At 58.9% G+C, this 22,177-nt stretch carries 35 protein-coding genes and 2 tRNA genes; 4 read left to right on the top strand and 33 right to left on the bottom strand.

All coding sequences use genetic code 11. The features are described from left to right. Positions 1-111 precede the first annotated feature (111 nt). The 3 genes from HMPREF3036_RS00710 (at position 112) to hemB (ending at position 2,998) form a co-directional block, all read left to right on the top strand. The gene (locus tag HMPREF3036_RS00710) at positions 112-1,155 is read left to right on the top strand and encodes a GMP reductase (protein WP_062330786.1); all 1,044 of its coding nucleotides are present in this window, start codon (positions 112-114) and stop codon (positions 1,153-1,155) included. Positions 1,156-1,268: 113 nt separating this feature from the next. Further along, positions 1,269-1,916, top strand: a complete 648-nt coding sequence (gene yihA, locus HMPREF3036_RS00705; protein WP_005434313.1) for a ribosome biogenesis GTP-binding protein YihA/YsxC — start codon at positions 1,269-1,271, stop codon at positions 1,914-1,916. A 68-nt stretch (positions 1,917-1,984) separates the two neighbouring features. Continuing rightward, positions 1,985-2,998 (top strand): porphobilinogen synthase, encoded by a 1,014-nt coding sequence (gene hemB / locus HMPREF3036_RS00700; RefSeq protein WP_005434311.1) that lies wholly within the window; start codon positions 1,985-1,987, stop codon positions 2,996-2,998. A gap of 78 nt (positions 2,999-3,076) precedes the next feature. Here the strand turns inward: hemB and HMPREF3036_RS00695 are convergent, their stop codons facing one another. The 32 genes from HMPREF3036_RS00695 to HMPREF3036_RS00535 form a co-directional block, all read right to left on the bottom strand. After that, the gene (locus HMPREF3036_RS00695) at positions 3,077-3,454 is read right to left on the bottom strand and encodes an RNA-binding S4 domain-containing protein (protein ID WP_005434309.1); all 378 of its coding nucleotides are present in this window, start codon (positions 3,452-3,454) and stop codon (positions 3,077-3,079) included. An 86-nt stretch (positions 3,455-3,540) separates the two neighbouring features. Next, on the bottom strand, positions 3,541-3,930 hold the full coding sequence (gene rplQ, locus HMPREF3036_RS00690; RefSeq protein ID WP_005434304.1) for a 50S ribosomal protein L17: 390 nt from the start codon (positions 3,928-3,930) through the stop codon (positions 3,541-3,543). A gap of 241 nt (positions 3,931-4,171) precedes the next feature. After that, positions 4,172-5,170, bottom strand: coding sequence for a DNA-directed RNA polymerase subunit alpha (gene rpoA / locus HMPREF3036_RS00685; protein ID WP_062330783.1), 999 nt, complete (start codon positions 5,168-5,170; stop codon positions 4,172-4,174). A gap of 279 nt (positions 5,171-5,449) precedes the next feature. Further along, a complete protein-coding gene (rpsD, locus tag HMPREF3036_RS00675; protein ID WP_005434301.1) occupies positions 5,450-6,076 on the bottom strand; it encodes a 30S ribosomal protein S4 in 627 nt (208 codons plus the stop codon). 95 nt (positions 6,077-6,171) lie between these two features. After that, on the bottom strand, positions 6,172-6,579 hold the full coding sequence (rpsK, locus tag HMPREF3036_RS00670; protein ID WP_005434300.1) for a 30S ribosomal protein S11: 408 nt from the start codon (positions 6,577-6,579) through the stop codon (positions 6,172-6,174). Between the two features lie 12 nt (positions 6,580-6,591). Then, positions 6,592-6,957, bottom strand: a complete 366-nt coding sequence (rpsM, locus tag HMPREF3036_RS00665) for a 30S ribosomal protein S13 (RefSeq protein WP_005434299.1) — start codon at positions 6,955-6,957, stop codon at positions 6,592-6,594. A gap of 11 nt (positions 6,958-6,968) precedes the next feature. Continuing rightward, complete coding sequence (gene rpmJ / locus HMPREF3036_RS00660) at positions 6,969-7,082, bottom strand: 50S ribosomal protein L36 (RefSeq protein WP_038006473.1); 114 nt, start codon at positions 7,080-7,082, stop codon at positions 6,969-6,971. 256 nt (positions 7,083-7,338) lie between these two features. Beyond that, positions 7,339-8,670: a preprotein translocase subunit SecY gene (secY, locus tag HMPREF3036_RS00655; protein ID WP_005434292.1), complete on the bottom strand. Its 1,332-nt coding sequence runs from the start codon at positions 8,668-8,670 to the stop codon at positions 7,339-7,341. A 26-nt stretch (positions 8,671-8,696) separates the two neighbouring features. After that, complete coding sequence (rplO, locus tag HMPREF3036_RS00650; protein ID WP_005434291.1) at positions 8,697-9,137, bottom strand: 50S ribosomal protein L15; 441 nt, start codon at positions 9,135-9,137, stop codon at positions 8,697-8,699. A 16-nt stretch (positions 9,138-9,153) separates the two neighbouring features. After that, complete coding sequence (gene rpmD / locus HMPREF3036_RS00645) at positions 9,154-9,336, bottom strand: 50S ribosomal protein L30 (protein ID WP_005434290.1); 183 nt, start codon at positions 9,334-9,336, stop codon at positions 9,154-9,156. A 15-nt stretch (positions 9,337-9,351) separates the two neighbouring features. Next, positions 9,352-9,873: a 30S ribosomal protein S5 gene (gene rpsE / locus HMPREF3036_RS00640; RefSeq protein ID WP_005434289.1), complete on the bottom strand. Its 522-nt coding sequence runs from the start codon at positions 9,871-9,873 to the stop codon at positions 9,352-9,354. Between the two features lie 11 nt (positions 9,874-9,884). Then, positions 9,885-10,250, bottom strand: a complete 366-nt coding sequence (gene rplR / locus HMPREF3036_RS00635; RefSeq protein WP_038006471.1) for a 50S ribosomal protein L18 — start codon at positions 10,248-10,250, stop codon at positions 9,885-9,887. An 18-nt stretch (positions 10,251-10,268) separates the two neighbouring features. Further along, positions 10,269-10,802 carry a 50S ribosomal protein L6 gene (gene rplF, locus HMPREF3036_RS00630; RefSeq protein ID WP_005434281.1) on the bottom strand — a complete coding sequence of 178 codons (534 nt, stop codon included), beginning with the start codon at positions 10,800-10,802 and terminating at the stop codon, positions 10,269-10,271. A gap of 14 nt (positions 10,803-10,816) precedes the next feature. Further along, positions 10,817-11,212, bottom strand: coding sequence for a 30S ribosomal protein S8 (rpsH, locus tag HMPREF3036_RS00625; protein WP_005434279.1), 396 nt, complete (start codon positions 11,210-11,212; stop codon positions 10,817-10,819). Between the two features lie 17 nt (positions 11,213-11,229). Beyond that, positions 11,230-11,535 (bottom strand): 30S ribosomal protein S14, encoded by a 306-nt coding sequence (gene rpsN, locus HMPREF3036_RS00620; protein WP_005434278.1) that lies wholly within the window; start codon positions 11,533-11,535, stop codon positions 11,230-11,232. Positions 11,536-11,547: 12 nt separating this feature from the next. Continuing rightward, positions 11,548-12,087, bottom strand: a complete 540-nt coding sequence (gene rplE / locus HMPREF3036_RS00615; RefSeq protein WP_005434275.1) for a 50S ribosomal protein L5 — start codon at positions 12,085-12,087, stop codon at positions 11,548-11,550. An 11-nt stretch (positions 12,088-12,098) separates the two neighbouring features. After that, positions 12,099-12,419: a 50S ribosomal protein L24 gene (gene rplX / locus HMPREF3036_RS00610; RefSeq protein WP_005434273.1), complete on the bottom strand. Its 321-nt coding sequence runs from the start codon at positions 12,417-12,419 to the stop codon at positions 12,099-12,101. A gap of 13 nt (positions 12,420-12,432) precedes the next feature. Further along, the gene (rplN, locus tag HMPREF3036_RS00605; RefSeq protein ID WP_005434271.1) at positions 12,433-12,801 is read right to left on the bottom strand and encodes a 50S ribosomal protein L14; all 369 of its coding nucleotides are present in this window, start codon (positions 12,799-12,801) and stop codon (positions 12,433-12,435) included. Between the two features lie 245 nt (positions 12,802-13,046). Then, positions 13,047-13,313 (bottom strand): 30S ribosomal protein S17, encoded by a 267-nt coding sequence (rpsQ, locus tag HMPREF3036_RS00600; RefSeq protein ID WP_005434269.1) that lies wholly within the window; start codon positions 13,311-13,313, stop codon positions 13,047-13,049. Beyond that, positions 13,310-13,504 (bottom strand): 50S ribosomal protein L29, encoded by a 195-nt coding sequence (gene rpmC, locus HMPREF3036_RS00595; RefSeq protein ID WP_005434268.1) that lies wholly within the window; start codon positions 13,502-13,504, stop codon positions 13,310-13,312. Before rpmC ends, rpsQ begins: the two co-directional genes overlap by 4 nt. A gap of 10 nt (positions 13,505-13,514) precedes the next feature. Further along, a complete protein-coding gene (rplP, locus tag HMPREF3036_RS00590; protein WP_005434266.1) occupies positions 13,515-13,931 on the bottom strand; it encodes a 50S ribosomal protein L16 in 417 nt (138 codons plus the stop codon). 2 nt (positions 13,932-13,933) lie between these two features. Then, entirely contained in the window at positions 13,934-14,710 is a 777-nt protein-coding gene (rpsC, locus tag HMPREF3036_RS00585) for a 30S ribosomal protein S3 (protein WP_005434264.1), read from the bottom strand. Positions 14,711-14,719: 9 nt separating this feature from the next. Further along, entirely contained in the window at positions 14,720-15,061 is a 342-nt protein-coding gene (gene rplV, locus HMPREF3036_RS00580; protein WP_005434263.1) for a 50S ribosomal protein L22, read from the bottom strand. Beyond that, a complete protein-coding gene (rpsS, locus tag HMPREF3036_RS00575; RefSeq protein ID WP_005434261.1) occupies positions 15,062-15,340 on the bottom strand; it encodes a 30S ribosomal protein S19 in 279 nt (92 codons plus the stop codon). Positions 15,341-15,350: 10 nt separating this feature from the next. Continuing rightward, a complete protein-coding gene (gene rplB, locus HMPREF3036_RS00570) occupies positions 15,351-16,178 on the bottom strand; it encodes a 50S ribosomal protein L2 (RefSeq protein ID WP_005434259.1) in 828 nt (275 codons plus the stop codon). Further along, positions 16,178-16,477: a 50S ribosomal protein L23 gene (gene rplW, locus HMPREF3036_RS00565; RefSeq protein WP_005434258.1), complete on the bottom strand. Its 300-nt coding sequence runs from the start codon at positions 16,475-16,477 to the stop codon at positions 16,178-16,180. The genes rplB and rplW overlap by 1 nt, the downstream gene beginning before the upstream one ends. Next, positions 16,474-17,094: a 50S ribosomal protein L4 gene (rplD, locus tag HMPREF3036_RS00560; RefSeq protein ID WP_005434256.1), complete on the bottom strand. Its 621-nt coding sequence runs from the start codon at positions 17,092-17,094 to the stop codon at positions 16,474-16,476. The genes rplW and rplD overlap by 4 nt, the downstream gene beginning before the upstream one ends. An 11-nt stretch (positions 17,095-17,105) precedes the next feature. After that, a complete protein-coding gene (rplC, locus tag HMPREF3036_RS00555; RefSeq protein ID WP_005434254.1) occupies positions 17,106-17,750 on the bottom strand; it encodes a 50S ribosomal protein L3 in 645 nt (214 codons plus the stop codon). Between the two features lie 172 nt (positions 17,751-17,922). After that, on the bottom strand, positions 17,923-18,234 hold the full coding sequence (gene rpsJ / locus HMPREF3036_RS00550) for a 30S ribosomal protein S10 (RefSeq protein WP_005431601.1): 312 nt from the start codon (positions 18,232-18,234) through the stop codon (positions 17,923-17,925). 100 nt (positions 18,235-18,334) lie between these two features. Beyond that, complete coding sequence (gene tuf / locus HMPREF3036_RS00545; RefSeq protein ID WP_062330780.1) at positions 18,335-19,525, bottom strand: elongation factor Tu; 1,191 nt, start codon at positions 19,523-19,525, stop codon at positions 18,335-18,337. Positions 19,526-19,596: 71 nt separating this feature from the next. Next, a tRNA-Thr gene (locus HMPREF3036_RS00540) sits at positions 19,597-19,671 on the bottom strand. A 104-nt stretch (positions 19,672-19,775) separates the two neighbouring features. Then, positions 19,776-19,861 (bottom strand) — tRNA-Tyr (locus HMPREF3036_RS00535). 170 nt (positions 19,862-20,031) lie between these two features. Here HMPREF3036_RS00535 and cls point away from each other — a divergent pair. Next, positions 20,032-21,498: a cardiolipin synthase gene (gene cls, locus HMPREF3036_RS00530; RefSeq protein ID WP_062330777.1), complete on the top strand. Its 1,467-nt coding sequence runs from the start codon at positions 20,032-20,034 to the stop codon at positions 21,496-21,498. A gap of 6 nt (positions 21,499-21,504) precedes the next feature. Here the strand turns inward: cls and HMPREF3036_RS00525 are convergent, their stop codons facing one another. Beyond that, the gene (locus tag HMPREF3036_RS00525; protein WP_005434223.1) at positions 21,505-21,873 is read right to left on the bottom strand and encodes a hypothetical protein; all 369 of its coding nucleotides are present in this window, start codon (positions 21,871-21,873) and stop codon (positions 21,505-21,507) included. Positions 21,874-22,177 lie beyond the last annotated feature (304 nt).

Genomic DNA, 22,177 nt, shown 5'->3' with positions numbered 1-22,177 from the left:
AACCCCGTAAAATGGGTAAACGCCGGATCTCGGAGACACTCCCGAGATGCGGCGTTTTTTTGTGTCTGCAGACAGGGCCATGCCCGAACGCCCAGACAGAAGGAGTCAGCCATGCATCTTGAGAATTCCGTCAAACTCGACTTCAAGGACGTCCTCATCCGCCCGAAGCGCTCGACGCTCACGAGCCGCAGCGAAGTGGACATCACCCGTGAATTCAAGTTCCTGCACTCTTCCGAGCCCTACCACGGCATCCCCATCATCGCCGCCAACATGGACACGACCGGCACCTTCGAGATGGCGTCCGCCCTCGGCAGGCACAAAATGTCCACCGCTCTTCACAAGCACTACACGGCCAAGGAATATGTCGACTTTTTCCAGAAGCTTGAGAACAAGTCCGACGCCTTCTATTCGCTCGGCATCGGCGAGCACGACTGGCAGAAGTTCCGCGAGGTGATGGCTGCCGCTCCCGGCGCGATCCGCTATGTCTGCATCGACGTCGCCAACGGCTACACGGAGGCGTTCGTCGCCTTCGTGAAGAAGGTTCGCGAAACCTATCCCGACATCGTGCTGATGGCGGGCAACGTCGTCACGGGCGACATGACTGAAGAGCTTCTTCTTGCTGGCGCCGACATCGTCAAGGTGGGCATCGGCCCGGGCTCCGTCTGCACGACCCGCAAGATGACCGGCGTGGGCTATCCTCAGCTCTCCGCGATCATCGAGTGCGCCGATGCGGCTCACGGTCTCGGCGGCCGCATCTGCGCCGACGGCGGCTGCACGGTGCCGGGCGACATCGCCAAGGCCTTCGGCGGCGGTGCCGACTTCGTGATGCTCGGCGGCATGCTTGCGGGCCATGACGAGGCCGCAGGCGACGTCGTCACGACTGAAGACGGGGTCTTCAAGCGCTTCTACGGCATGAGCTCTCGCAACGCCATGGACAAGTACGCGGGCGGCGTGGCCAAGTACCGCGCGGCCGAGGGCAAGGCCGTCCTCATTCCCGCCCGCGGTCCCGTCGAAAGCACCATCCAGGACATCCTCGGCGGTGTGAGGAGCGCCTGCACCTACGTGGGCGCGCGCCGCCTCAAGGAGCTCACCATGCGCACGACCTTCGTCCGGGTGTCCATGCAGCTCAACGAGGTCTTCGGCAAGGCGCCGTAATCCGCGCCGTCCCTCCTGACGCAGGCCCCCGATTCTTGCCAGATTCGGGGGTCTTTTCGTGCCCTGCGCAGTACAATGACGGCACTCCAAGACTTTTCACCGACGAGGTTACCTTGAGCATCTTCGACACCGCTCGTTTTGTCATCTCCGCCGCCAAGCTCTCGGGCCTGCCGCCCGAAGCCGTGCCTGAAATCGCCTTTGCCGGCCGCTCCAACGCCGGTAAGTCGACCACCATCAACGTGCTGACGCGCAAGACCCGCCTCGCCTTCGCGAGCAAGACGCCGGGCCGCACCCAACTCATCAACTTCTTCGCCCTGTCGAAGAAGAACGAGGCGGGCGTGCGCGAGGACGTCGGCTGCCTCGTCGACCTTCCGGGCTACGGCTTTGCCAAGGCGAGCGAAGACACCCGCAAGACCTGGTCGCAACTCGTGGGCGGCTACATCGCGCAGCGCCCGAACATGGTCGGTCTCGTCATCGTGATGGACGCCCGCCGTCCCTTCATGCCCACCGACGAGTGGCTCATCGAATTCATGGCGGGCCGCCCCAACGTGCGCATGCACTGGCTGCTCAACAAGGCCGACCAGCTCAAGAATCAGGAGAGGCGCACGACGCTTCGCAACGCGCAGAAGCGCGCCGCCGAGATCGGCCCCCACGTCACGGTCCAGCTCTTCTCGGGCATGAAGAAGGAAGGCACCGAGGAACTCGGCGCCGTGCTTGAGGGCTGGCTTGGCCTTAATGCTCAGGAAAGCCCGAAGGAATAAAGTAAGGGCAATGCTTCAGAAAGGCTTCGGCACCTCCGAAGCCGTCTTTTTATTCGTAGGAACACCAAATGCAGACTCTTGGCGCGTATCCCAGCGTTCGCATGCGCCGCATGCGTCATGACGACTTCTCCCGCCGCCTGATGCGCGAAAACGTCGTGACCCCCAACGATCTGATTCTCCCGGTCTTCGTGATCGAGGGCACCGGCCTTCGCGAGCCGGTTTCGTCCATGCCCGGCGTCGACCGCCTGAGCATCGACGAACTCCTCAAGGTCGCCGGCGAGTGCGTGGAACTCGGCATTCCGATGATCGCGCTCTTCCCGCACATCGAAGAAGCCCTGAAGACGCCCGACGGCCGTGAAGCCGCGAACCCCGACGGCCTGATCCCGCGCGCCGTCAAGGCCCTCAAGGCCGCCTATCCGCAGCTCGGCGTGATGACCGACGTTGCGCTTGACCCGTACACCACGCACGGTCAGGACGGCCTCATCGACGAAGAAGGCTACATCCTGAACGACGAGACGATCGAAATGCTCGTCCAGCAGGTACTCGCTCAGGCCCGAGCCGGCGCCGACGTCGTTGCGCCCTCCGACATGATGGACGGCCGCATCGGCATCATCCGCAAGCGCCTCGAGGATGAAGGTCTCATCCACACGCGCATAATGGCCTACTCCGCCAAGTACGCCAGCTCCTACTACGGTCCGTTCCGCGACGCCGTGGGTTCCTCCTCCAACCTCGGCAAGTCCAACAAGGCCGTCTACCAGCAGGACCCCGCCAACGGCAACGAAGCCCTCTGGGAAGTGGGCCTCGACCTCGCCGAAGGCGCCGACATGGTCATGGTCAAGCCGGGCGTTCCCTATCTCGACGTGCTCTGGCGCGTCAAGCAGGAGTTCAAGGCTCCGACCTTCGCCTACCACGTCTCCGGCGAATACGCGATGATCAAGTTCGCCGCTCAGGCCGGCGCCATCGACGAAAAGAAGATCACCTTCGAGACGATGGTCTGCTTCAAGCGCGCGGGTGCCGACGGCATCCTGACGTACTGCGCCCTTGACGTCGCCCGCTGGATCCGCGAAGGCTACAACTACTGAGCCTCACGTCAGGATTCCTGAATGACGAAAGCCCGCACGAAGTGCGGGCTTTCGTCGCTTTGGGAGCCGGAAAGGCCCTTACTTCATTTTGTGCTGCCATTCCCTCAGCAGGCGGCCATCCTTCTTGGTCGGTCGTCCCTGACGAATGTAGGAGGCGGGCTCGGAGGCAAGCCTCAGCATCTCCTTCATCTGCGCACGGGTCATCTTGCTCTCCTCGGTTTCACGATAGAGCTTCTGAGCCTCTGCGGCAGGCCCGCGAGTATTGGAGAGTCCTTCGACAAAGACATGGAAGGTCTCCTCGCCGCGGCGGATCGTGAGGCGGTCTCCGACGCGCACGTCGCGGGATGCCTTCATGCGCTGGCCGTCGATGTGAACGCGCCCAAGGCCGACCTCCTCCTGTGCGATGGTGCGGGTCTTGAAGAACCTGGCGGCCCAGAGCCACTTGTCGATGCGCATAGCGTCCAAATCAGTCTCCCTAATGAGAAAAAAGGCCCGACCGCAGCAACGATCGAGCCTTTGTCAAAGCAGTGCAGCCTCAGAAATTATTCTTCGGACTTGACTTCTTCAACGGCAACAGCCTTTTCCGTGAGTTCCATGTAGGCCATCGGGGCGTTGTCGCCAACGCGGAAGCCCATCTTGAGGATGCGGGTGTAGCCGCCGTTGCGGTTGGCAAAGCGCGGGCCGATTTCGTTGAACAGCTTGCAAACGACTTCGCGGTCACGGAGACGGTTGAAGGCGAGGCGCTTGTTGGCAACGGTCGGTTCCTTGGCGAGGGTGATCATCGGTTCGACGACGCGACGAAGTTCCTTAGCCTTGGGAAGGGTCGTCTTGATGGCTTCGTGCTTGATGAGAGAGCACATCATGTTGCGAAGCATGGCGAGACGGTGGGCGCTGGTACGGTTCAGCTTGCGGAGACCAAGACGGTGACGCATTTTGTATGTTCCTAAAAATATCTATGAAAGGATGCCGGCTTTGACCGGCAGGCTTGCCCCGAGTCTTCTATCTCTTGAGAAATTCGAGCGGTCGGGTGAAAGCGATGGGCGTGATCGCGAGATCACGCCCATGTGAGCCAAACGGCAGGACGGGATTATTGCACAGCAACAATCGGGCGTCAAACGAAATCAGATGAAATTTTGAGCCTTCATCGGACTGCGACGACGCCCTTCCTGTCCATTAGTGTTCCTGGGCGGGCGGCCAGTTTTCGAGACGGGAGCCGAGCGTGAGGCCGTGGGCGGCGAGCACTTCCTTGATTTCGTTCAGGGACTTGCGGCCGAGGTTCGGCGTCTTGAGAAGCTCGTTTTCCGTGCGCTGGATCAGATCGCCGATGTAGTAGATGTTCTCGGCCTTGAGGCAGTTGGCGGAACGAACCGTGAGCTCGAGATCGTCGACCGGACGGAGCAGGATCGGATCGAGCGGCGGCGGAACGTCTTCGTCTTCCTCGGCAGGAGCAGCGTCGGCGCCGGTGTCCTGATGGATCGTGCCGAACACGGCGAGCTGATCCTGGAGGATGCGGACGGCTTCACGAAGGGCGTCTTCGGGACCGATGGCGCCGTTGGTCTCGATCGTCATCTCGAGCTTGTCGAGGTCGGTGCGCTGGGCCACGCGGGCGGCCTGAACCTGATAGGCAACGCGGAGGATCGGGGAGAAGGAGGCATCCATGATGATGCGGCCGATGGCAGCCTTGGAGTAGTCATCGCGGAAGGCGCGGACGTCACCCGGCTGATAGCCGCGGCCCTTTTCAATCTTGACCTGCATTTCGAGACGACCGCCGGAGAGGTGGGCGATCACGTGGTCGGGATTGACGACGGAAACGTCGTGGGGAAGATCGAAGTCGGCGGCGGTCACAACGCCTTCGCCGTCCTTGCGGAGCATGACGGTGACTTCGTCGCGGCCGTCAAGCTTGAAGACAACACCCTTGAGGTTGAGAAGGATGTCAACGACGTCTTCGAGAACGCCGTCGATCTGGGAGTATTCGTGAACGATGCCCGTGATCTGGACTTCCGTCGGCGCAAAGCCGATCATGGAGCTCAGAAGGATGCGGCGGAGCGCATTGCCGAGCGTGTGGCCGTAGCCGCGTTCGAACGGTTCGAGCGTGATGACGGCGCGGTTCGGATTGTTTTCGGAAAGCGCGACTTCGACAGAGGTCGGCTTCAGAAGCGAGGTGTTAGCCATAGTTTGAGATCCTTTGCATTCCCCCGGGCGCGTTAAGCCCGCGGACGAATAAGGCGGCAGCACAGAATTGCGGCGGCTGCCCGGCCGCACGGCCATTGTAGACCATTTGAAAGCGCCCTCTGGAGTAAAGGACGCTTTCAAATGAGGGACCGAAACGTGGGCCCATCAGGCAAGAAAACGCGGACACTTGCGTGACCGCGTTTTCCATTGCTTTTCCTGCCTTGTGTCTGCGGAGCTACAGCGCACTACACCGAGCTCCACAAGTACATTCAAGCGATATTAGCGGGAGTAGCGTTCGACGATGAGAGCTTCGTTGATTTCGTAAGCGATTTCATCGCGAGCAGGAACGTTCTTGAACGTGCCTTCGAACTTCTTCGGTTCGACGCTAACCCAGCCCGGGAAGCCGTTCTGCTGAGCCAGTTCAAGGGCTTCAGCGATACGAGCCTGCTTCTGGGCCTTTTCGCGCACGGAGATGACGTCGCCCGGCTTGACGTGGTAAGAAGGAATGTTCACCTTCTTGCCGTTGACAAGGATGGCGCCGTGAGAAACCACCTGGCGGGCTTCAGCGCGCGTGGAGCCGAAGCCCATGCGGTAAACCACGTTGTCCAGACGGGATTCAAGAAGGGCGAGAAGGTTTTCACCGGTGTTGCCGGTGATACGTTCAGCTTCCGCGAAGTAACGACGGAACTGACGTTCGAGAACGCCATAAAGACGCTTGGCCTTCTGCGTTTCGCGCATCTGAGCGCCGTAGTCGGACGTGCGGGCTCCGGAAATCTTACCGTGCTGGCCCGGCTTGGAACCGGCGTCCTTGACCTTGGACTCAAACGAACGACGGGCGCTCTTCAAATTAAGATCAATGCCTTCGCGACGCGAAAGCTTGAGCTTAGGACCGAGATATCGTGCCATTTAAAATTGCCTCTCTTATCCTGTAGGTATCCCTACATTCAGTCCACGTGCCTCAGTATGCATGTGGACACGGGATTCAACAGAAAAATGAAAAATTAGACGCGGCGACGCTTGGAGGGACGCACACCGTTATGCGGGATCGGCGTCACATCCTGAATAGACGTCACACGAATGCCGAGCGCATTGAGAGCGCGAATCGAGGATTCGCGGCCGGGACCGGGGCCCCAAATGCGGACTTCGACGTTCTTAAGACCGTATTCAAGAGCAGCCTTGCCAGCGACGTCCGCAGCAACCTGAGCAGCGAACGGGGTGGACTTACGGGAACCCTTGAAGCCCTGAGCGCCGGAGGAAGACGCCGAAATGGCGTTGCCCTGGCGGTCAGTGATCGTGATGATCGTGTTGTTGAAGGAAGCATGCACGTGAGCGATACCTTCCGTCACAACCTTCTTGACCTTCTTACGAGCACGCTGCGCAGCAGCCTGCTTGGAATTATTGCCAGCCATAGTTGTCCTTTATTACTTCTTGAGCGTCACACCGGCCTTACGCGGGCCTTTACGGGTGCGAGCATTCGTACGAGTACGCTGACCGCGGCAGGGAAGACCCTTGCGGTGACGCATACCACGATAGGTGCCAAGGTCGATCAAACGCTTGATCGAGAGCTGAATTTCGCGACGGAGGTCGCCTTCAACCGTAAACTTGCCAACCTGTTCGCGGATCTTTTCGAGATCAGCGTCGGTCAGATCCTTGACCTTCTTGGAAAATTCGATGCCGCAATTCGTCAGAATTTCACGAGCGCGAGAACGGCCGATGCCATAGATGGCAGTGAGACCGATTTCGGCATGCTGCTGCGGCGGAATGTTAATACCGGCGATACGAGCCATTTTTTACCTCTTTAGCCTTGACGCTGCTTGTGACGCGGGTCAGCACAGATCACGCGCACCACGCCTTTGCGCTTAATGATCTTGCACTTGCGGCACATCTTTTTGACCGAAGCGTTAACCTTCATTCTCATCTCCACGTGCGTAAGCACGGATAACAATGCCCACATGGCAGGAAAGCGCAGAAGAATACTACAGCTTTCTGTTTATTGCAAGTCAAAAACGAGCGTAGTGCACTCTTTGTTGTCCAACCGCAATAATTTAATGAAAATCGGGGGCGCAGGCCGTCTCCGGCCGCGCCCTCGGTCATCATTCCATGCTTGCCCCAGTGGTTAAGACCGGGGCCGAGCATCGGTTGATTGTAAGTCAACCCGCACTGACTGATCAGTGCTTGGGCTGACCCAAACCGCGGAAGTTGGTCTTCCGCAGCAAACTTTCATACTGGTGGGTCATCAGGTAAGCCTGGACCTGACTCATGAAGTCCATCGTGACAACGACCACGATCAGCAGCGAGGTGCCGCCGAAGTAGAACGGGACGTTGAAGCGAAGGTTCAGGAATTCAGGCACAAGGCACACGAAGACCAGATAGACAGCACCGCCCAAGGTCAAGCGCAGAAGCACTCGGTCGATGTAGCGGGCGGTCTGATCACCCGGACGGATGCCCGGAATGAACGCACCACTCTTCTTGAGGTTTTCCGCCGTTTCCTTCGGATTGAAAACAAGAGCCGTGTAGAAATAGGCGAAGAAAACAATCAGCACTGCGTACAGAAGCGTGTACAGCGGCTGGCCCGGGGAAAGGGCTGCGGCAAGATCACGGATCCAGCGAGTGGAGTCGCCGGAGGTGAACCAGCCGGCCAGCGTAGCCGGGAACAGGATCAGAGACGAAGCAAAGATCGGGGGAATAACACCCGACATGTTCATCTTGAGCGGCAGATACGAGCTCTGGCCGCCGTAGATCTTGTTGCCGATCTGGCGCTTGGCATAGTTGACGGTGATTCGACGCTGACCACGTTCGATGAAGACCACGAAGGCGGTGACCGCCAGGATGATCGCAATCACGAAGATGGCCGCCAGCGGGCTGATGGCACCCGTGGACACGAGCTGGAAGAGACCAGACGTACCGCTCGGGAGGCCAGCAACAATACCGGCGAAGATGATGATCGAAATACCGTTCCCAAGACCGCGTTCGGTGATCTGTTCACCGAGCCACATCAGGAACATCGTACCCGTCAGCAAGGAGATCGTGGTGGTGATCCGGAACATGAAGCCCGGATCAAGCACCAGACCAGCCTGGCTTTCGAGAGCGACGGCAATGCCGAAACCTTGGAAGAGACCCAGAAGCAACGTGCCGTAGCGCGTGTACTGGGTGATCTTGCGTCGGCCGGACTCGCCTTCCTTTCGCAATGCTTCAAGCTCAGGCAGCACGTACGACAGCATCTGCATGATAATCGATGCAGAGATGTACGGCATGATGCCGAGCGCGAACACCGAGAAGCGCGACAAGGCGCCACCGGAGAACATGTTGAACAGCCCGAGAATGCCGCCCTGCTGCTCATCGAAGAGCTGCTTGAGCATATCGGGATCGATACCTGGCACCGGCACATGTGCACCGATGCGGTAAACAACGAGCGCGAGCGCTAGGAAGATCAGGCGACCCTTAAGGTCGCCGTACTTGCTGAGGCCCGACTGTTGCTTAGAGCTGGGGCTGGTCGCCACGTCGGTGTCCTCTTTGGTTAGCAGTCTTATTCGTTGTCAGCAATGGAGCCGCCGGCAGCTTCGATAGCAGCGCGGGCACCCTTGGTGACGCCGAGACCACGCACGGTGACCTTGCGGGTGATTTCACCGGCGAGGATCACACGGGCGTTCTGAGCAAGGGCGGAAACGACGCCGGCAGCCTTGAGGACGGCCAGATCGATTTCGTCACAGCTCAGACGTTCCAAATCGGACAGACGCACCACCTCGCAGTACTTGCGGGTGAGCGAGGTAAAGCCACGCTTCGGGAGGCGGCGATACATCGGCATCTGGCCGCCTTCGAAACCGACCTTGTGGAAGCCACCGGCACGGGACTTCTGGCCCTTGTGGCCGCGGCCGGCAGTCTTGCCCCAACCGCTGCCAACACCGCGACCGACGCGGTGGTGGGCGTGCTTAGAGCCCTCAGCGGGCTTGATCGTATTCAAACGCATTTCGTTATCCTTTCGATCATTCGGCGCGCACGAGGTACGCAACCTTGTTGATCATGCCACGGACAGCAGGCGTGTCTTCGAGAACGCGAGACTGGCGGATCTTCTTGAGACCGAGGCCAGCGAGCGTAGCGCGATGATCAGCCTTCGTACCGATGGGGCTCTTGACAAGAGTAACCTTAACGGTCTTCTTTTCGGACATGTCTTGGACTCCTGATTAGCCGAGCAGCTCTTCGACCGTCTTGCCGCGCTTGGCAGCAATTTCGGCCGGGCTACGCAGATTGTTGAGAGCCTGGATGGTGGCACGAACGAGGTTGTACGGGTTCGTGGAACCGTAGGCCTTGGCGACGACGTTGCGGATGCCGACAGCTTCAAAAACAGCGCGCATCGGACCGCCGGCGATCACGCCGGTACCTTCCGGGGCGGGCATCATGATCACGCGGGAAGCGCCGTGACGGCCTTCGACAGCGTGATGAATGGTGCCGTTCTTGAGCGGGAAGCGCTTCATGTCGTGACGGGCACGATCCATGGCCTTGCTGACGGACTGCGGCACTTCGCGGGACTTGCCCGTACCCATGCCGACGCGACCGTCGCAGTCGCCAACAACCGTAAGAGCGGCGAAAGCGAGAATGCGGCCACCCTTAACAACCTTCGTGACGCGGTTAACCGCGATCATCTTTTCGCACAGACCGTCGCCCTGTTCGTCGACCATCTGATTTTTACCTTGAGCCTTAGCCATTTCGCCCTGCCTTAGAACTTGAGACCGGCTTCGCGCGCAGCTTCAGCGAGCGCGGCGACACGGCCATGGTAACGGTAGCCGGAACGGTCGAAGGCGCAGGATTCAATACCGGCAGCCTTGGCCTTTTCGGCAAGACGCGTGCCAACGAGCTTGGCAGCGGCAACGTTGCCACCGCGGCCAGAGACGTTCGCGAGCTGAGCACGCACTTCGGGTTCGACCGTGGAGGCCGAAACCAGCGTACGGCCGTTGTCGGCCGAGATGATGCTGGCGTAGATGTGCAGGTTGGTGCGATGAACCGTCAGGCGATCGACCTTCTGCAACAGAATGCGAGCGCGCGTGGCACGAGCACGACGCAAGCGGCTTTGTTTCTTGTTGATCATTTTGTATCGCCCCGATTACTTCTTCTTGGTTTCCTTGATCACAACGACTTCGTCGGCGTAGCGGACACCCTTGCCCTTGTAGGGTTCGGGAGCGCGGTACGAACGAATGACGGCAGCGGTCTGACCGACCTTCTGCTTGTCAGCGCCCTTGATCAAAATTTCAGTCTGGCTCGGCGTTTCGCACTTGACACCAGCGGGCATCTGATGGACGACCGGGTGGGAGAAGCCGAGGGAGAGATTGAGCTTGTCGCCCTGAGCCTGGGCACGATAGCCCACGCCGACGAGCTGAAGCTTCTTCTGGAAGCCAACGGAACAACCCTTGACCATGTCAGCCACGAGAGCGCGCATCGTGCCAACGTTGGCGTTGGCTTCGCGGGTTTCTTCAACCTGCTTGAAGTGCAGAGCACCGTCTTCTTCCGTGATGGTCACGAAGGGAAGAATGTGCATGGAGACTTCACCCTGCGGGCCCTTAACCGTGATGTTGTCAGCGGTCAGCGTGTAGCTGACGCCCTGAACGATCTGAACCGGAATCTTAGCAATTCGACTCATTTCACACTCCTCGGTTAGGCGACGTAGCAAAGAACTTCACCACCGATACCGGCGGAACGAGCAGCGCGGTCGGTCATGACACCCTTCGGCGTGGAAACGATCGCGATGCCGAGACCGTTCATAACCTGGGGAATGGAACCGTGGTTCTTGTAGATACGGAGGCCGGGACGGGAAACGCGTTCGAGGCGTTCGATGACCGGGCGACCGGCGTAGTACTTAAGACCAACGTGAAGTTCGGGCTTGCCTTCGTTGGCAACGACGGTGTAGCCGTCGATGTAACCTTCATCCTTGAGGACCTTGGCGATGGCGACCTTCAGCTTGGAGGACGGCATCACAACTTCGGCCTTTTCGACGATCTGACCATTGCGGATGCGGGTCAGCATGTCGGCGATCGGATCACTCATACTCATTGTCGTAATCTCCTCGCTTACCAGCTAGCCTTGACAAGGCCAGGAATGTCACCGCGCATGGCGGCATCACGAATCATGCCACGGCACAGACCGAACTTGCGGAACGTGCCACGGGGACGACCGGTCAGGGCGCAACGATTGCGCTGGCGGACCGGGCTCGCGTCGCGCGGGAGAGCCTGCAGCTTGGCGCGGGCTTCCAGGCGCTCTTCCATCGAGCGGGTAGCGTCGTTAATAATTGCCTTGAGGGCGGCGCGCTTGGCCGCATACTTCGCAACCGTAGCAGCACGCTTGGCTTCACGGTTAATCAGAGCAAGTTTTGCCATTTTGCGTCAACCTCAGTTGCGGAACGGGAAGCTGAAACCGGCGAGAAGAGCCTTGGCTTCTTCGTCGGACTTCGCCGTCGTGGTAATAGAAATGTTCATGCCACGGAGACGATCGATCTTGTCGTATTCGATTTCCGGGAAGATGATCTGTTCCTTGAGACCGATGTTATAGTTGCCGCGGCCGTCGAAAGCACGACCGGAGACACCACGGAAGTCACGGACGCGCGGGAAAGCGACGGTCACGAGACGGTCAAGGAAGTCATACATGCGTTCGCCACGGAGGGTGACCATGCAGCCGATCGGCATGTTTTCGCGGATCTTGAAGTTCGCGATAGCCTTGCGGGTGCGGGTGACCATCGGCTTCTGGCCGGCGATCTTGGTCATGTCGCCAACGGCGGCGTCGACAAGCTTCTTGTCGTTAACGGCTTCACCGACACCCATGTTCAGCGTGATCTTAGTGATACGCGGAACCTGCATCGTGGTCTTGTAGCCGAACTTCTTCATGAGTTCGGGGACAATGGTGTCGTGATACATGGAACTAAAACGAGACATTGTCACCCTCATTAGGCCTTGGCGCCGACAACGGCACCGTTGCTCTTGAACACGCGAACCTTCTTGCCGTCAACTTCCTTGAAGCCGACGCGGTCGCCCTTGCCCGTTTCCGGGTTGACCAGCATGACGTTGGACTGATCGATCGGCATGTTCTTTTCAACAATGCCGCCGGCAACGCCGAGATGCGGATTCGGACGAACGTGCTTCTTAACGACGTTCACGCCTTCGACGATGACATGGCTGTCGTCAACGCGGGAGAGGACGGTGCCCTTCGTGCCCTTGTCACGGCCAGCAATGACGACGACTTCGTCGCCCTTACGGATACGCTGCATCGCTTCTCCTTAATTAAAGAACTTCGGGAGCGAGCGACACGATCTTCATGAACTGCTCGGTACGCAGTTCGCGCGTGACCGGCCCGAAGATGCGGGTGCCAATCGGCTCCAGCTTGCTGTTGAGAAGAACGGCGGCATTGCCATCAAAATTGATGGAGGAGCCATCCGGGCGGCGAACGCCGTGAGCGGTGCGAACGACGACCGCATTGTAGACTTCGCCCTTCTTGACACGGCCGCGGGGGGCCGCTTCTTTGACAGTCACCTTGATGACGTCACCGATGTTGGCATAACGGCGCTTGGAGCCGCCCAACACCTTGATACACATCACCGAACGAGCACCGGTGTTATCGGCGACGTCCAGTCGGCTTTGCATCTGAATCATGGTTTAGAAAATCCCAACTTATTCCACATTAGCGGATAGTATTGGTCCCGTTTAGGGGAGGAAGGCAGAAAATCGGCCGTCTCGGAAGCCTTGCCTGGCGCAAGGGGAGGCGGACAATTCACAACCCAAGAAAAGTAATCGCCCGAGACACCGCTAGGGGTACCCCGGGCGATTGGCTTGCAACTATAAACTAATGTTTAGAGCTGTGCAAGCGAATCTGGCGATTTTTTTTCGCCGGCTTCAACTTAGAGGACAACGGCCTTTTCGAGAACCTTCGTCACCGTCCAAGACACGGTCTTGGAGAGGGGACGGCATTCAGCGATTTCAACCTTGTCGCCTTCGTTGCAGCCAATTTCGTCGTGAGCATGATACTTCTTGCTCTTGACGACGTACTTGCCATACAGCGGATGCTTGACCTTACGTTCAACGAGGACCGTAACGGTCTTTTCCATCTTGCTGCTGGAGACCGTGCCGACGAGGGTACGGTTCAGAGACTGAGCGGTTTCCGTCATTTCGTGGTCGCCTTTTCGGTAAGGATCGTGCGAACGCGCGCGATATCACGACGCGTCGTGCGCAGCGAACTCGTGTTCGTGAGCTGCTGGGTGGCCTTCTGCATACGCAGCTTGAAGTGCGTGTTCTGAAGGTCGTTCAGTTCCTGTTTGAGCGCGGCCTCATCCTTGGCGCGCAGTTCCTTAGCGTTCATGTCCGTCTCCTTACATGCCGATCTGGCGGACAACAAACGTGGTCTTCACGGGCAGCTTGGCGGCAGCGAGAGCAAAAGCTTCGCGGGCGAGCTGTTCGTCAACCCCGTCCATTTCATAGAGCACACGGCCCGGCTGAACCAGCGCAACCCAGTACTCCGGATTACCCTTACCGTTACCCATTCGGACTTCAGCAGGCTTGCTGGAGATGGGCTTGTCCGGGAACACACGGATCCACACGCGACCACCACGCTTAATGTGGCGGGTGATGGCGCGACGGGCAGCTTCAATCTGGCGAGCCGTAATGCGGCCGCGTTCGAGCGTCTTCAGACCGAATTCGCCGAAAGAAACATTGGCACCGCGCGTGGCGAGACCATAGTTACGGCCCTTCTGGTCCTTACGATATTTGCGACGATTAGGTTGCAGCATCGTTATTCTCCGTCCTTAGCAGCCGGCTTGCGGGCCTGCTGCTGCTTGTCATTGCGACGACCGTTGTTGCGGCGAGCACCCGGCTTGCCGGCACGGTCACCGGGGCGACGGCCACGACGATCTTCGCGGGGAGCTTCAACAGCTTCTTCCTGGCCGAAGTTGTCACCCTTGTAAACCCAGACCTTAACACCGACGATACCGTACGTGGTAAGGGCTTCGGAGAAGCCGTAGCCGATGTTGGCGCGAAGGGTCTGAAGAGGCACGCGGCCTTCACGGTACCATTCGCAACGGGCGATGTCGGCACCGTTGAGGCGGCCGGACGACATGATCTTGATGCCCTGGGCACCGAGACGCATGGCGTTCTGCATGGCGCGCTTCATGGCGCGACGGAACATAACGCGCTTTTCGAGCTGCTGCGTGATGCCGTCAGCGATGAGCTGAGCGTCGAGTTCCGGACGGCGGACTTCTTCGATGTTGACGTGAACGGGCACGCCCATCATCTTCTGAACTTCAGCCTTGAGAGCCTCGATGTCGGCACCCTGCTTGCCGATCACGATACCCGGACGTGCGGAGAAGATCGTGATGCGAGCATTGTTAGCCGGACGTTCGATGAGAATACGGCTGACGCTGGCGTTGCGAAGCTTCTTGAGAAGGAAGCTGCGAACAGCGAGGTCTTCACCGAGCGTGCGGGAAAAATCACGGCCAACCGCGTACCAACGCGACGTCCAATTGCGCGTCACGGGAAGACGGAAGCCGGTGGGATTAATTTTCTGACCCATGGTACACCTTTACTTAGCTTTCGCGTCGCCAACAGAAATATAGATATGGCTGGTCTGCTTGTTGATGCGGGTGCCGCGGCCCTTAGCGCGGGCAGCGAAACGGCGCAGCGTAGCAGCCTTTTCCACGTGAATCTTGGTCACGACCAGCGTGTCGATGTCGGCACCGTCATTGTGCTCGGCATTGGCGATGGCGCTCTCAAGAGCCTTCTTGATGATGACAGCAGCCTTCTTCTGCGTGAAGGTGAGGATGGCGAGAGCCTTGTCCACGGGCTTGCCGCGAACGAGGTCAGCAACCAAACGACCCTTCTGAGCCGAAAGGCGGACACCACGGACGATAGCAGTAGTTTCCATTTACTTACCCACCTTCTTGTCGCCGGCAGCGTGGCCCTTGAACGTGCGGGTATTCGCAAATTCGCCGAGCTTGTGGCCGACCATGTTTTCATTGATGTACACCGGAACGTGCTGACGGCCGTTGTGGACGGCGATGGTCAGACCGATGAACTCGGGAAGAATCGTAGAGCGACGGGACCAGGTCTTGAGCGGACGCTTGTCGCGGCTCGCCTGGGCGGCTTCAACCTTCTTCATCAGGTGCCCGTCAACAAACGGGCCTTTCTTCAAGGAACGAGACATTCAGGCCCCCTTATTTACGGTTACGACGCGAGACAATCATGTTGTCCGTGCGCTTGCAGTTGCGGGTACGGTAGCCCTTCGTGAGCTGACCCCACGGCGTGACAGGAGCGCGACCGGTACCGGTCTTGCCTTCACCACCACCATGCGGATGGTCAACCGGGTTCATAGCAACGCCACGGACCGTCGGACGGACACCGCGCCAGCGCTTGGCACCGGCCTTGCCGAGTTCGCGGAGGCTGTTTTCTTCGTTGCCGACCGTACCGATCGTGGCGCGGCATTCGATGAGAACGCGGCGGACTTCACCGGAACGGAGGCGGATCTGGGCGTATTCACCTTCACGGGCCACGAGTTGGGCGAAAGCACCGGCAGCGCGGACCATCTGAGCACCCTTGCCCGGGAGCATTTCGATGCAGTGAATCGTGGAACCGACGGGAATGTTGCGGAGCGGAAGCGTGTTGCCGACCTTGATCGGGGATTCCGGACCGTTCATGATTTCCTGACCAACGGTCAGGCCCTTCGGAGCAATGATGTAGCAGCGTTCGCCGTCGGCGTAGCAGACCAGAGCGATGTGAGCGGAACGATTCGGATCGTATTCGATACGTTCAACGCGGGCGGGCACACCGTCCTTCTGGCGCTTGAAGTCGATGATACGATAAGCGCGCTTGGCACCGCCGCCCTTGTGACGGCAGGTGATATGACCGTTGTTGTTACGGCCGGAACCGCGGTTCTTCTTTTCAGTCAGAGCGGCCCAGGGCTTGCCCTTGTGGAGCTCCTTGTTGACAACCTTAACCGCATGACGGCGACCGGCGGACGTCGGCTTGAGTTTGACGAGAGCCATTACTTCACCTCTTGCGCGAAGTTGATTTCCTGACCCTGAGCGAGCGTGACGTAAGCCTTGCGGACGTCATTGCGCTTGCCCATGAAGCGGCCAAAGCGCTTCTGCTTGCCCTTCAGGTTCAGGATTTGAACGGATTTGACCTGCACCTTGAAGAGCAGTTCAACAGCAGCCTTGACCTCGGCCTTGTTGGCGTCGGGAACGACGACGAAGCAGGCCTGGTTCAGCTTCTCGGCGACCATGGTGCTCTTTTCAGAGATCACCGGGGCGACGAGCACCTTCAAAAGACGTTCCTGGTTCATGCCAGCATCTCCTCAATCTCGGACACAGCGGCCTTCGTCACCACCACCTTGTCGAAGTAAAGGAGGCAGAGCGGATCGGCGTAACGGGTCGGGACAACGAGCACATCCTTCATGTTGCGGGAAGCGAGGATGAGGTTGTCGGTGAGTTCTTCAGCGCCAACGACGAGAAGAACCTTGTTCTGCAGACCCATCGTCTTGAGCTGCGTGGCAAAAGCCTTGGTCTTCGGGGATTCGACCGCGAAGGATTCGACAACGCAAAGACGTTCGTCGGCAACGAGCTTCGACCAGATGGAAGCCATCGCAGCGCGGTACATCTTCTTGTTGACCTTCTGGCTGAAGTTTTCGTCCGGGGAGTTCGGGAAGGCACGACCGCCGCCACGCCACACCGGGGAAGACGTCATACCAGAGCGGGCACGACCCGTGCCCTTCTGGCGCCAGGGCTTCTTGGTGGAGTGATGCACAGCTTCACGGGTGAGCTGAGCACGCGTACCAAGACGCGCATTAGCCTGGAAAGCGACCACGATCTGGTGCACCAGAGCTTCATTGTATTCACGACCGAACACGGCTTCGTTGACATCAACGGTCTTGCCCTGTTCGTTCAGGAAATTGAGTTCCATTGTTTCGCTCCTTACGCCTTAACAGCCGGACGGACGATCACTTCGCCGCCCTTGGCGCCGGGAACAGCACCGCGAACCAGCAGAAGCTGACGTTCAGTGTCAACGCGCGCAATGATGAGGTTCTGCGTCGTGCGCTGCACATCGCCCAGATGACCGGCCATACGCTTGCCGGGGAAAACGCGGCCCGGGTCCTGACGGTTACCGATAGAACCAGGGGCACGGGTCGTCACGGAGTTACCGTGGGACGCGCGGTTGGACGAGAAGTGGTGACGCTTGATACCACCCTGGAAACCCTTACCGATGGTCGTGCCGGTCACGTCGACCTTCTGACCTTCCGTGAACATTTCGGCCTTGAGGGCCATGCCGGGCTTGAATTCGGCAACCTGTTCAGCTTCGATATGGAACTCTTTGAGCATGCTGCCAGCTTCAACGCCAGCCTTAGCAAAATGGCCAGCAAGGGGCTTGCTCACGCGCGTGGGCTTCTTGGAGCCGAACGCGACTTGGATTGCATTGTAGCCGTCGGTTTCAACCGTCTTCACCATAGTGACACGGTTGTTCGACACATCGAGCACAGTCACGGGAACGGACACGCCGTCTTCCGTGAAAATGCGCGTCATGCCGATCTTGCGACCGACGATGCCGAGCTTATCACTCATTGTTTTCTCCACCCCGGCTGCGATTGGCCGGGACCGTTTTCATGAAAAAGCCAACTGGTTCCTGAGTTGTGAACCGTTTGGACTGAAAGGCGCGATTGTAGCTGTGATTCTCTGAGTGTGCAACTCATTTTGCGACTTTTCTTGTGAAGCACAGCTGACAGTCTGAATTTGATTACTGGACCTTGATCTTGACGTCGACGCCAGCCGGGAGGTCAAGCTTCATGAGAGCGTCAACCGTCTTGTCGGTCGGATCAACGATGTCCATGAGACGCTGGTGGGTGCGGATTTCGAGCTGATCGCGGGACGTCTTGTTGACGTGCGGGGAGCGAAGGATGTCGAAGCGCTGGATGCGGGTGGGAAGGGGGACCGGACCACGGACCACGGCGCCGGTGCGCTTGGCGGTGTCGACGATTTCGAGAGCCGACTGGTCGATCAACTTGTAGTCATACGCCTTGAGGCGGATGCGAATGCGCTGAGACTGCATTTCGTATTCCTGTAAAAAAAGAACAGATAAAAGAACAGAGGGAGCGGAGTATACACCCCGCTCCCTCGAGCGATCAAGTCAAATTACCGAAAAAATTCGATTATTCGATGACAGCGGCAACGACGCCAGCGCCGACGGTGTGACCGCCTTCGCGGATGGCGAAGCGGAGACCCTGTTCCATGGCGATCGGGCAGATGAGCTTGACAGTCATCTGGATGTTGTCGCCAGGCATGACCATTTCAACACCTTCCGGCAGTTCGATCGTGCCCGTAACGTCCGTCGTACGGAAGTAGAACTGCGGACGATAGCCCTTGAAGAACGGGGTGTGACGGCCGCCTTCTTCCTTCGTCAGGACGTAGACTTCGCCCTTGAAGTGGGTGTGCGGGGTGATCGTACCCGGCTTGGCGAGAACCTGGCCGCGTTCGACGTCTTCACGCTTCGTACCACGGAGAAGGATACCGACGTTGTCACCGGCTTCGCCTTCGTCCAGGAGCTTGCGGAACATTTCGACGCCCGTGCAGGTCGTCTTCGTCGTCGGCTTGATACCGACGATTTCGATTTCGTCGCCAACGCGGATGACACCACGTTCAACACGACCCGTCACAACCGTACCACGGCCGGAGATCGAGAACACGTCTTCGATCGGCATAAGGAACGGCTGGTCCACGGCGCGTTCCGGCGTCGGGATGTAGGAGTCGAGCTGGTCAGCGAGGGCGAGGATGGCCGGTTCGCCGATCGGGGACTGGTCGCCTTCGAGAGCGAGCTTGGCGGAACCCTTGACAATGGGGATCGTGTCGCCCGGGAAGTCGTAGTTGGACAGAAGGTCACGGACTTCCATTTCGACGAGTTCGAGAAGTTCTTCGTCGTCGACCATGTCGCACTTGTTCAGGAACACGATGATGTACGGAACACCGACCTGACGAGCGAGAAGGATGTGTTCGCGCGTCTGGGGCATCGGACCGTCAGCAGCGGAGCACACGAGGATGGCGCCATCCATCTGGGCAGCACCGGTAATCATGTTCTTCACGTAGTCAGCGTGACCCGGGCAGTCAACGTGAGCATAGTGACGGGTGGCCGTTTCGTATTCAACGTGAGCGGTGTTGATGGTGATGCCGCGGGCCTTTTCTTCAGGAGCGGCGTCGATCTGGTCATAAGCCTTGGCTTCGCCACCGAACTTCTTGGAGAGGATCGTGGTGATAGCAGCCGTCAGCGTGGTCTTACCATGGTCCACGTGACCGATCGTGCCCACGTTAACGTGGGGCTTGGTACGTTCAAACTTACCCTTGGCCATCTTTGGCTCCTGAACAAGCTCCCAGCTCCCGGGAAGGAACTGGAATTATTTAAAGAGAAGGAAAAAATTAGTGGTGCCCATGATGCGGATCGAACGCATGACCTCTCCCTTACCAAGGGAGTGCTCTACCACTGAGCCACATGGGCACGCTTCATGGAGCGGGTGAAGGGAATCGCAGGAGGAGTTGCTCCATCTGGATCTAGTGTCCTTCCGCGCTGCATTTGAGAAATTCGCTTTGCGAAAGTTTCGCTGGTGGAGAGGGATGGATTCGAACCATCGTAGGCGTAAGCCAACAGATTTACAGTCTGCCCCCTTTAGCCACTCGGGCACCTCTCCGTAACGAGGATTTGAATTATGCAGACGTCTTTTCGAACTGTCAATAGCACTTCTTCAAAAAGGCTTAAATTCCGTATTACTACTTAAAAACAATCCCCTTCCCCTAAGATCTCATGCGTATACACTAGACAAACAACCGCATTCACAACCGCCTGCAGGGCCCCGCGTCAATGCCTTCGCTCGACTCGATCATCACCTTCAGCACGCTTGCCGCGCTCGTACAGTTCGGCATCATCATCAGCGTCATCCTGCGCGTCATGCTCACGCGCCACCCGCCCGGATCAGCGTTTGCGTGGATTCTCATCACCACACTTCTCCCCTACTTCGGCTTCATCCTCTACCTTCTCTTCGGCGAACGTCCGATCGGCCAACTCCGAGCCACGCGTTTTCGCAAGCATCTCGCGCACCTTAAGGAGCTCTCGCGCCAGAAGCTCACTCCTACGGGGCCGCTGCCGCGCCACCTCGCCAGACACCGCACGCTCATACATCTGGCGACCCGCATGGGGAACCTTCCCGTAACGTCGGGCACCGAAATCAGGCTTCTCTCCTCCTCAGACGACACGTTCGCCGCCATCATCAGCGACATTGAAGCCGCCTGCAGCTCAATCGACATGGAGTTCTACATCTGGCATCCGGGCGGCGAGGCCGACAAGGTGGCCGCCTCGCTCCTCAAGGCCCATGAGCGCGGCGTGCGCGTGCGCATTCTCGTCGACGACTTCGGCTCGCGCGCCTTCCTCAAGAGCGACACCTGCAGGGCGTTCCGCAATGCAGGGATCGAAGTCGCCAAGGCCATGCCCATGCGGCTCCTGCACTTCTTCGGCCTTCAGCGCGTCGACCTGCGCCTCCACCGCAAGACCATCATCATCGACAACGAGATTGGCTACACGGGCAGCCTGAACATGATCGACCCGCACACCTACGACGCCGCGCGCACCGTCGGCCCCTGGGTCGACGCCATGGTCCGCCTCACCGGCCCCGCCGTGCAGAGCCTGCGCGCCACCTTCCTGATCGACTGGGCCATCCAGCCCGACGGGGACCCCTCAGACCTCGAGCGGGTCCACTCCGTCCCTCCGATCCCACAGCTCGGCACGGCCACGATCGTCACGGTGCCCTCAGGTCCCTACGGTCAAAAGGACCCGAACCTTTACCTGCTGCTCGACACCATCAACGCCGCACGCTTCAACATCACCATCACGACGCCCTACTTCGTTCCCAACGAAGGCCTTGCCACGGCCCTTCTGAGCGCCGCATACAGAGGCGTGAAGATCAGACTGATCGTACCCGCCAACGCCGACAGCAAGGCCGTCACCTGGGCCGCCCGACGCTACTTCGACGACATGCTCTCCGCCGGCGTCGAAGTGCTCCTCTACAACGGAGGACTGCTGCACACCAAGTCCATCTCCGTCGACGACGAATATGCCGTCTTCGGCACCGTCAACTTCGACAACCGCAGCATTCACCTCAACTTCGAGATGATGCTGCTCATCTTCGACGCCTGCTTCATTCACGACCTAAAAAAGCTGCACGACTCCTATGCGGAGCAGTGCAGCCGTCTCGACCCCGAAACCTGGTACCGGCGCCCCGTGTCCGAGCGCCTCAAGGAAGGGGCCTGCTATCTGATTTCTCCTCTGCTTTAAGGAGAGTTACTTTCGCTCCTCGATATCCTCGACGTCGTTCATCTTCCACTTCTTGTTGTCCGACGTCTTGATGCTGAGCACCGTCGTCTCCGTGCGCGTCTCACGCACGTCTTCACGAGCGCCCTGCTCGGAAGCCTGACGACTTGCGGCGGCACGGCTCATCGCCTCGTACCAGTCGGTGGTGCCGCCCGCCTGCCTGGCCTTCCACCATGCCCATCCCCAGGCGACAAGCCCCATCACCATGACGGCGGCGATGACCGCAAGCACCACGGGCAGCATCAGGAAGCCGAGACCGACAAGCACGGCGAACGAAACCAACCCGATCAGGATGCGAACAAAGGGGTTTCCTGACGTCTGAAAAACATAGAGCGGCATAAGCGTCTTTCTCCGATAGGCCTCCGGCGTCTTCAAGTTCTGTGGCACATTGCCGGAGCTTCACATTCAAGTATAAGAGGCGGCCCCGTTCCGCGGCGGCCCCTCATCTATTTCCTTCTAGATGGGGACGAATACACCCCGGGACAAGCGTTCGGGTTGTAAACATTCGTACCCTCAGAAGAATGAACGCAACTATGAGGCCGTTTCCGCCCCACGAAGCGTCATGTTTTTGTAAGATAGCAGACCACCCTATAATTGATCGATCAGCAGGCATCCCCTCACTCAAAAAAACGGATGCTTATCC

Source organism: Sutterella sp. KLE1602, assembly GCF_001578585.1.
Classification (GTDB): Bacteria; Pseudomonadota; Gammaproteobacteria; order Burkholderiales; family Burkholderiaceae_F; genus Sutterella; species Sutterella wadsworthensis_A.
Note: the sequence above shows the minus strand (reverse complement) of the source record. Positions and strands in the feature narration are given on the sequence as shown.

Bases quoted from the DNA above. Each gene is read 5' to 3' on its own strand.
- HMPREF3036_RS00525 (WP_005434223.1), bottom strand. From the start codon at position 21,873: ATGCCGCTCTATGTTTTTCAGACGTCAGGAAACCCCTTTGTTCGCATC.
- HMPREF3036_RS00695 (WP_005434309.1), bottom strand. From the start codon at position 3,454: ATGCGCATCGACAAGTGGCTCTGGGCCGCCAGGTTCTTCAAGACCCGC.
- cls (WP_062330777.1), top strand. From the start codon at position 20,032: ATGCCTTCGCTCGACTCGATCATCACCTTCAGCACGCTTGCCGCGCTC.
- rplO (WP_005434291.1), bottom strand. From the start codon at position 9,137: ATGCGTTTGAATACGATCAAGCCCGCTGAGGGCTCTAAGCACGCCCAC.
- tuf (WP_062330780.1), bottom strand. From the start codon at position 19,525: ATGGCCAAGGGTAAGTTTGAACGTACCAAGCCCCACGTTAACGTGGGC.
- rpsE (WP_005434289.1), bottom strand. From the start codon at position 9,873: ATGGCTAAGGCTCAAGGTAAAAATCAGATGGTCGACGAACAGGGCGAC.
- rplD (WP_005434256.1), bottom strand. From the start codon at position 17,094: ATGGAACTCAATTTCCTGAACGAACAGGGCAAGACCGTTGATGTCAAC.
- HMPREF3036_RS00710 (WP_062330786.1), top strand. From the start codon at position 112: ATGCATCTTGAGAATTCCGTCAAACTCGACTTCAAGGACGTCCTCATC.
- rplQ (WP_005434304.1), bottom strand. From the start codon at position 3,930: ATGCGTCACCGTCTTGGTCTCCGCAAGCTGAACCGTACCAGCGCCCAC.
- rpsJ (WP_005431601.1), bottom strand. From the start codon at position 18,234: ATGCAGTCTCAGCGCATTCGCATCCGCCTCAAGGCGTATGACTACAAG.
- hemB (WP_005434311.1), top strand. From the start codon at position 1,985: ATGCAGACTCTTGGCGCGTATCCCAGCGTTCGCATGCGCCGCATGCGT.
- rpsD (WP_005434301.1), bottom strand. From the start codon at position 6,076: ATGGCACGATATCTCGGTCCTAAGCTCAAGCTTTCGCGTCGCGAAGGC.
- rpsQ (WP_005434269.1), bottom strand. From the start codon at position 13,313: ATGACGGAAACCGCTCAGTCTCTGAACCGTACCCTCGTCGGCACGGTC.
- rpsN (WP_005434278.1), bottom strand. From the start codon at position 11,535: ATGGCAAAACTTGCTCTGATTAACCGTGAAGCCAAGCGTGCTGCTACG.
- rpsM (WP_005434299.1), bottom strand. From the start codon at position 6,957: ATGGCTCGTATCGCCGGTATTAACATTCCGCCGCAGCAGCATGCCGAA.
- rplN (WP_005434271.1), bottom strand. From the start codon at position 12,801: ATGATTCAGATGCAAAGCCGACTGGACGTCGCCGATAACACCGGTGCT.
- rpsC (WP_005434264.1), bottom strand. From the start codon at position 14,710: ATGGGTCAGAAAATTAATCCCACCGGCTTCCGTCTTCCCGTGACGCGC.
- rplF (WP_005434281.1), bottom strand. From the start codon at position 10,802: ATGAGTCGAATTGCTAAGATTCCGGTTCAGATCGTTCAGGGCGTCAGC.
- rpmJ (WP_038006473.1), bottom strand. From the start codon at position 7,082: ATGAAGGTTAACGCTTCGGTCAAAAAGATGTGCCGCAAGTGCAAGATC.
- rplV (WP_005434263.1), bottom strand. From the start codon at position 15,061: ATGGAAACTACTGCTATCGTCCGTGGTGTCCGCCTTTCGGCTCAGAAG.
- rpsH (WP_005434279.1), bottom strand. From the start codon at position 11,212: ATGAGTATGAGTGATCCGATCGCCGACATGCTGACCCGCATCCGCAAT.
- rplW (WP_005434258.1), bottom strand. From the start codon at position 16,477: ATGAACCAGGAACGTCTTTTGAAGGTGCTCGTCGCCCCGGTGATCTCT.
- rpmC (WP_005434268.1), bottom strand. From the start codon at position 13,504: ATGAACGCTAAGGAACTGCGCGCCAAGGATGAGGCCGCGCTCAAACAG.
- rplB (WP_005434259.1), bottom strand. From the start codon at position 16,178: ATGGCTCTCGTCAAACTCAAGCCGACGTCCGCCGGTCGCCGTCATGCG.
- rplX (WP_005434273.1), bottom strand. From the start codon at position 12,419: ATGCAGCGTATCCGTAAGGGCGACGAAGTCGTCGTCATTGCTGGCCGT.
- rpoA (WP_062330783.1), bottom strand. From the start codon at position 5,170: ATGGCTAACACCTCGCTTCTGAAGCCGACCTCTGTCGAAGTCGCGCTT.
- rpmD (WP_005434290.1), bottom strand. From the start codon at position 9,336: ATGTCCGAAAAGAAGACCGTTAAGGTTACTCTTGTCAAGAGCCCCATC.
- rpsS (WP_005434261.1), bottom strand. From the start codon at position 15,340: ATGTCTCGTTCCTTGAAGAAAGGCCCGTTTGTTGACGGGCACCTGATG.
- rpsK (WP_005434300.1), bottom strand. From the start codon at position 6,579: ATGGCTGGCAATAATTCCAAGCAGGCTGCTGCGCAGCGTGCTCGTAAG.
- rplC (WP_005434254.1), bottom strand. From the start codon at position 17,750: ATGAGTGATAAGCTCGGCATCGTCGGTCGCAAGATCGGCATGACGCGC.
- rplP (WP_005434266.1), bottom strand. From the start codon at position 13,931: ATGCTGCAACCTAATCGTCGCAAATATCGTAAGGACCAGAAGGGCCGT.
- rplE (WP_005434275.1), bottom strand. From the start codon at position 12,087: ATGTCTCGTTTTAGTTCCATGTATCACGACACCATTGTCCCCGAACTC.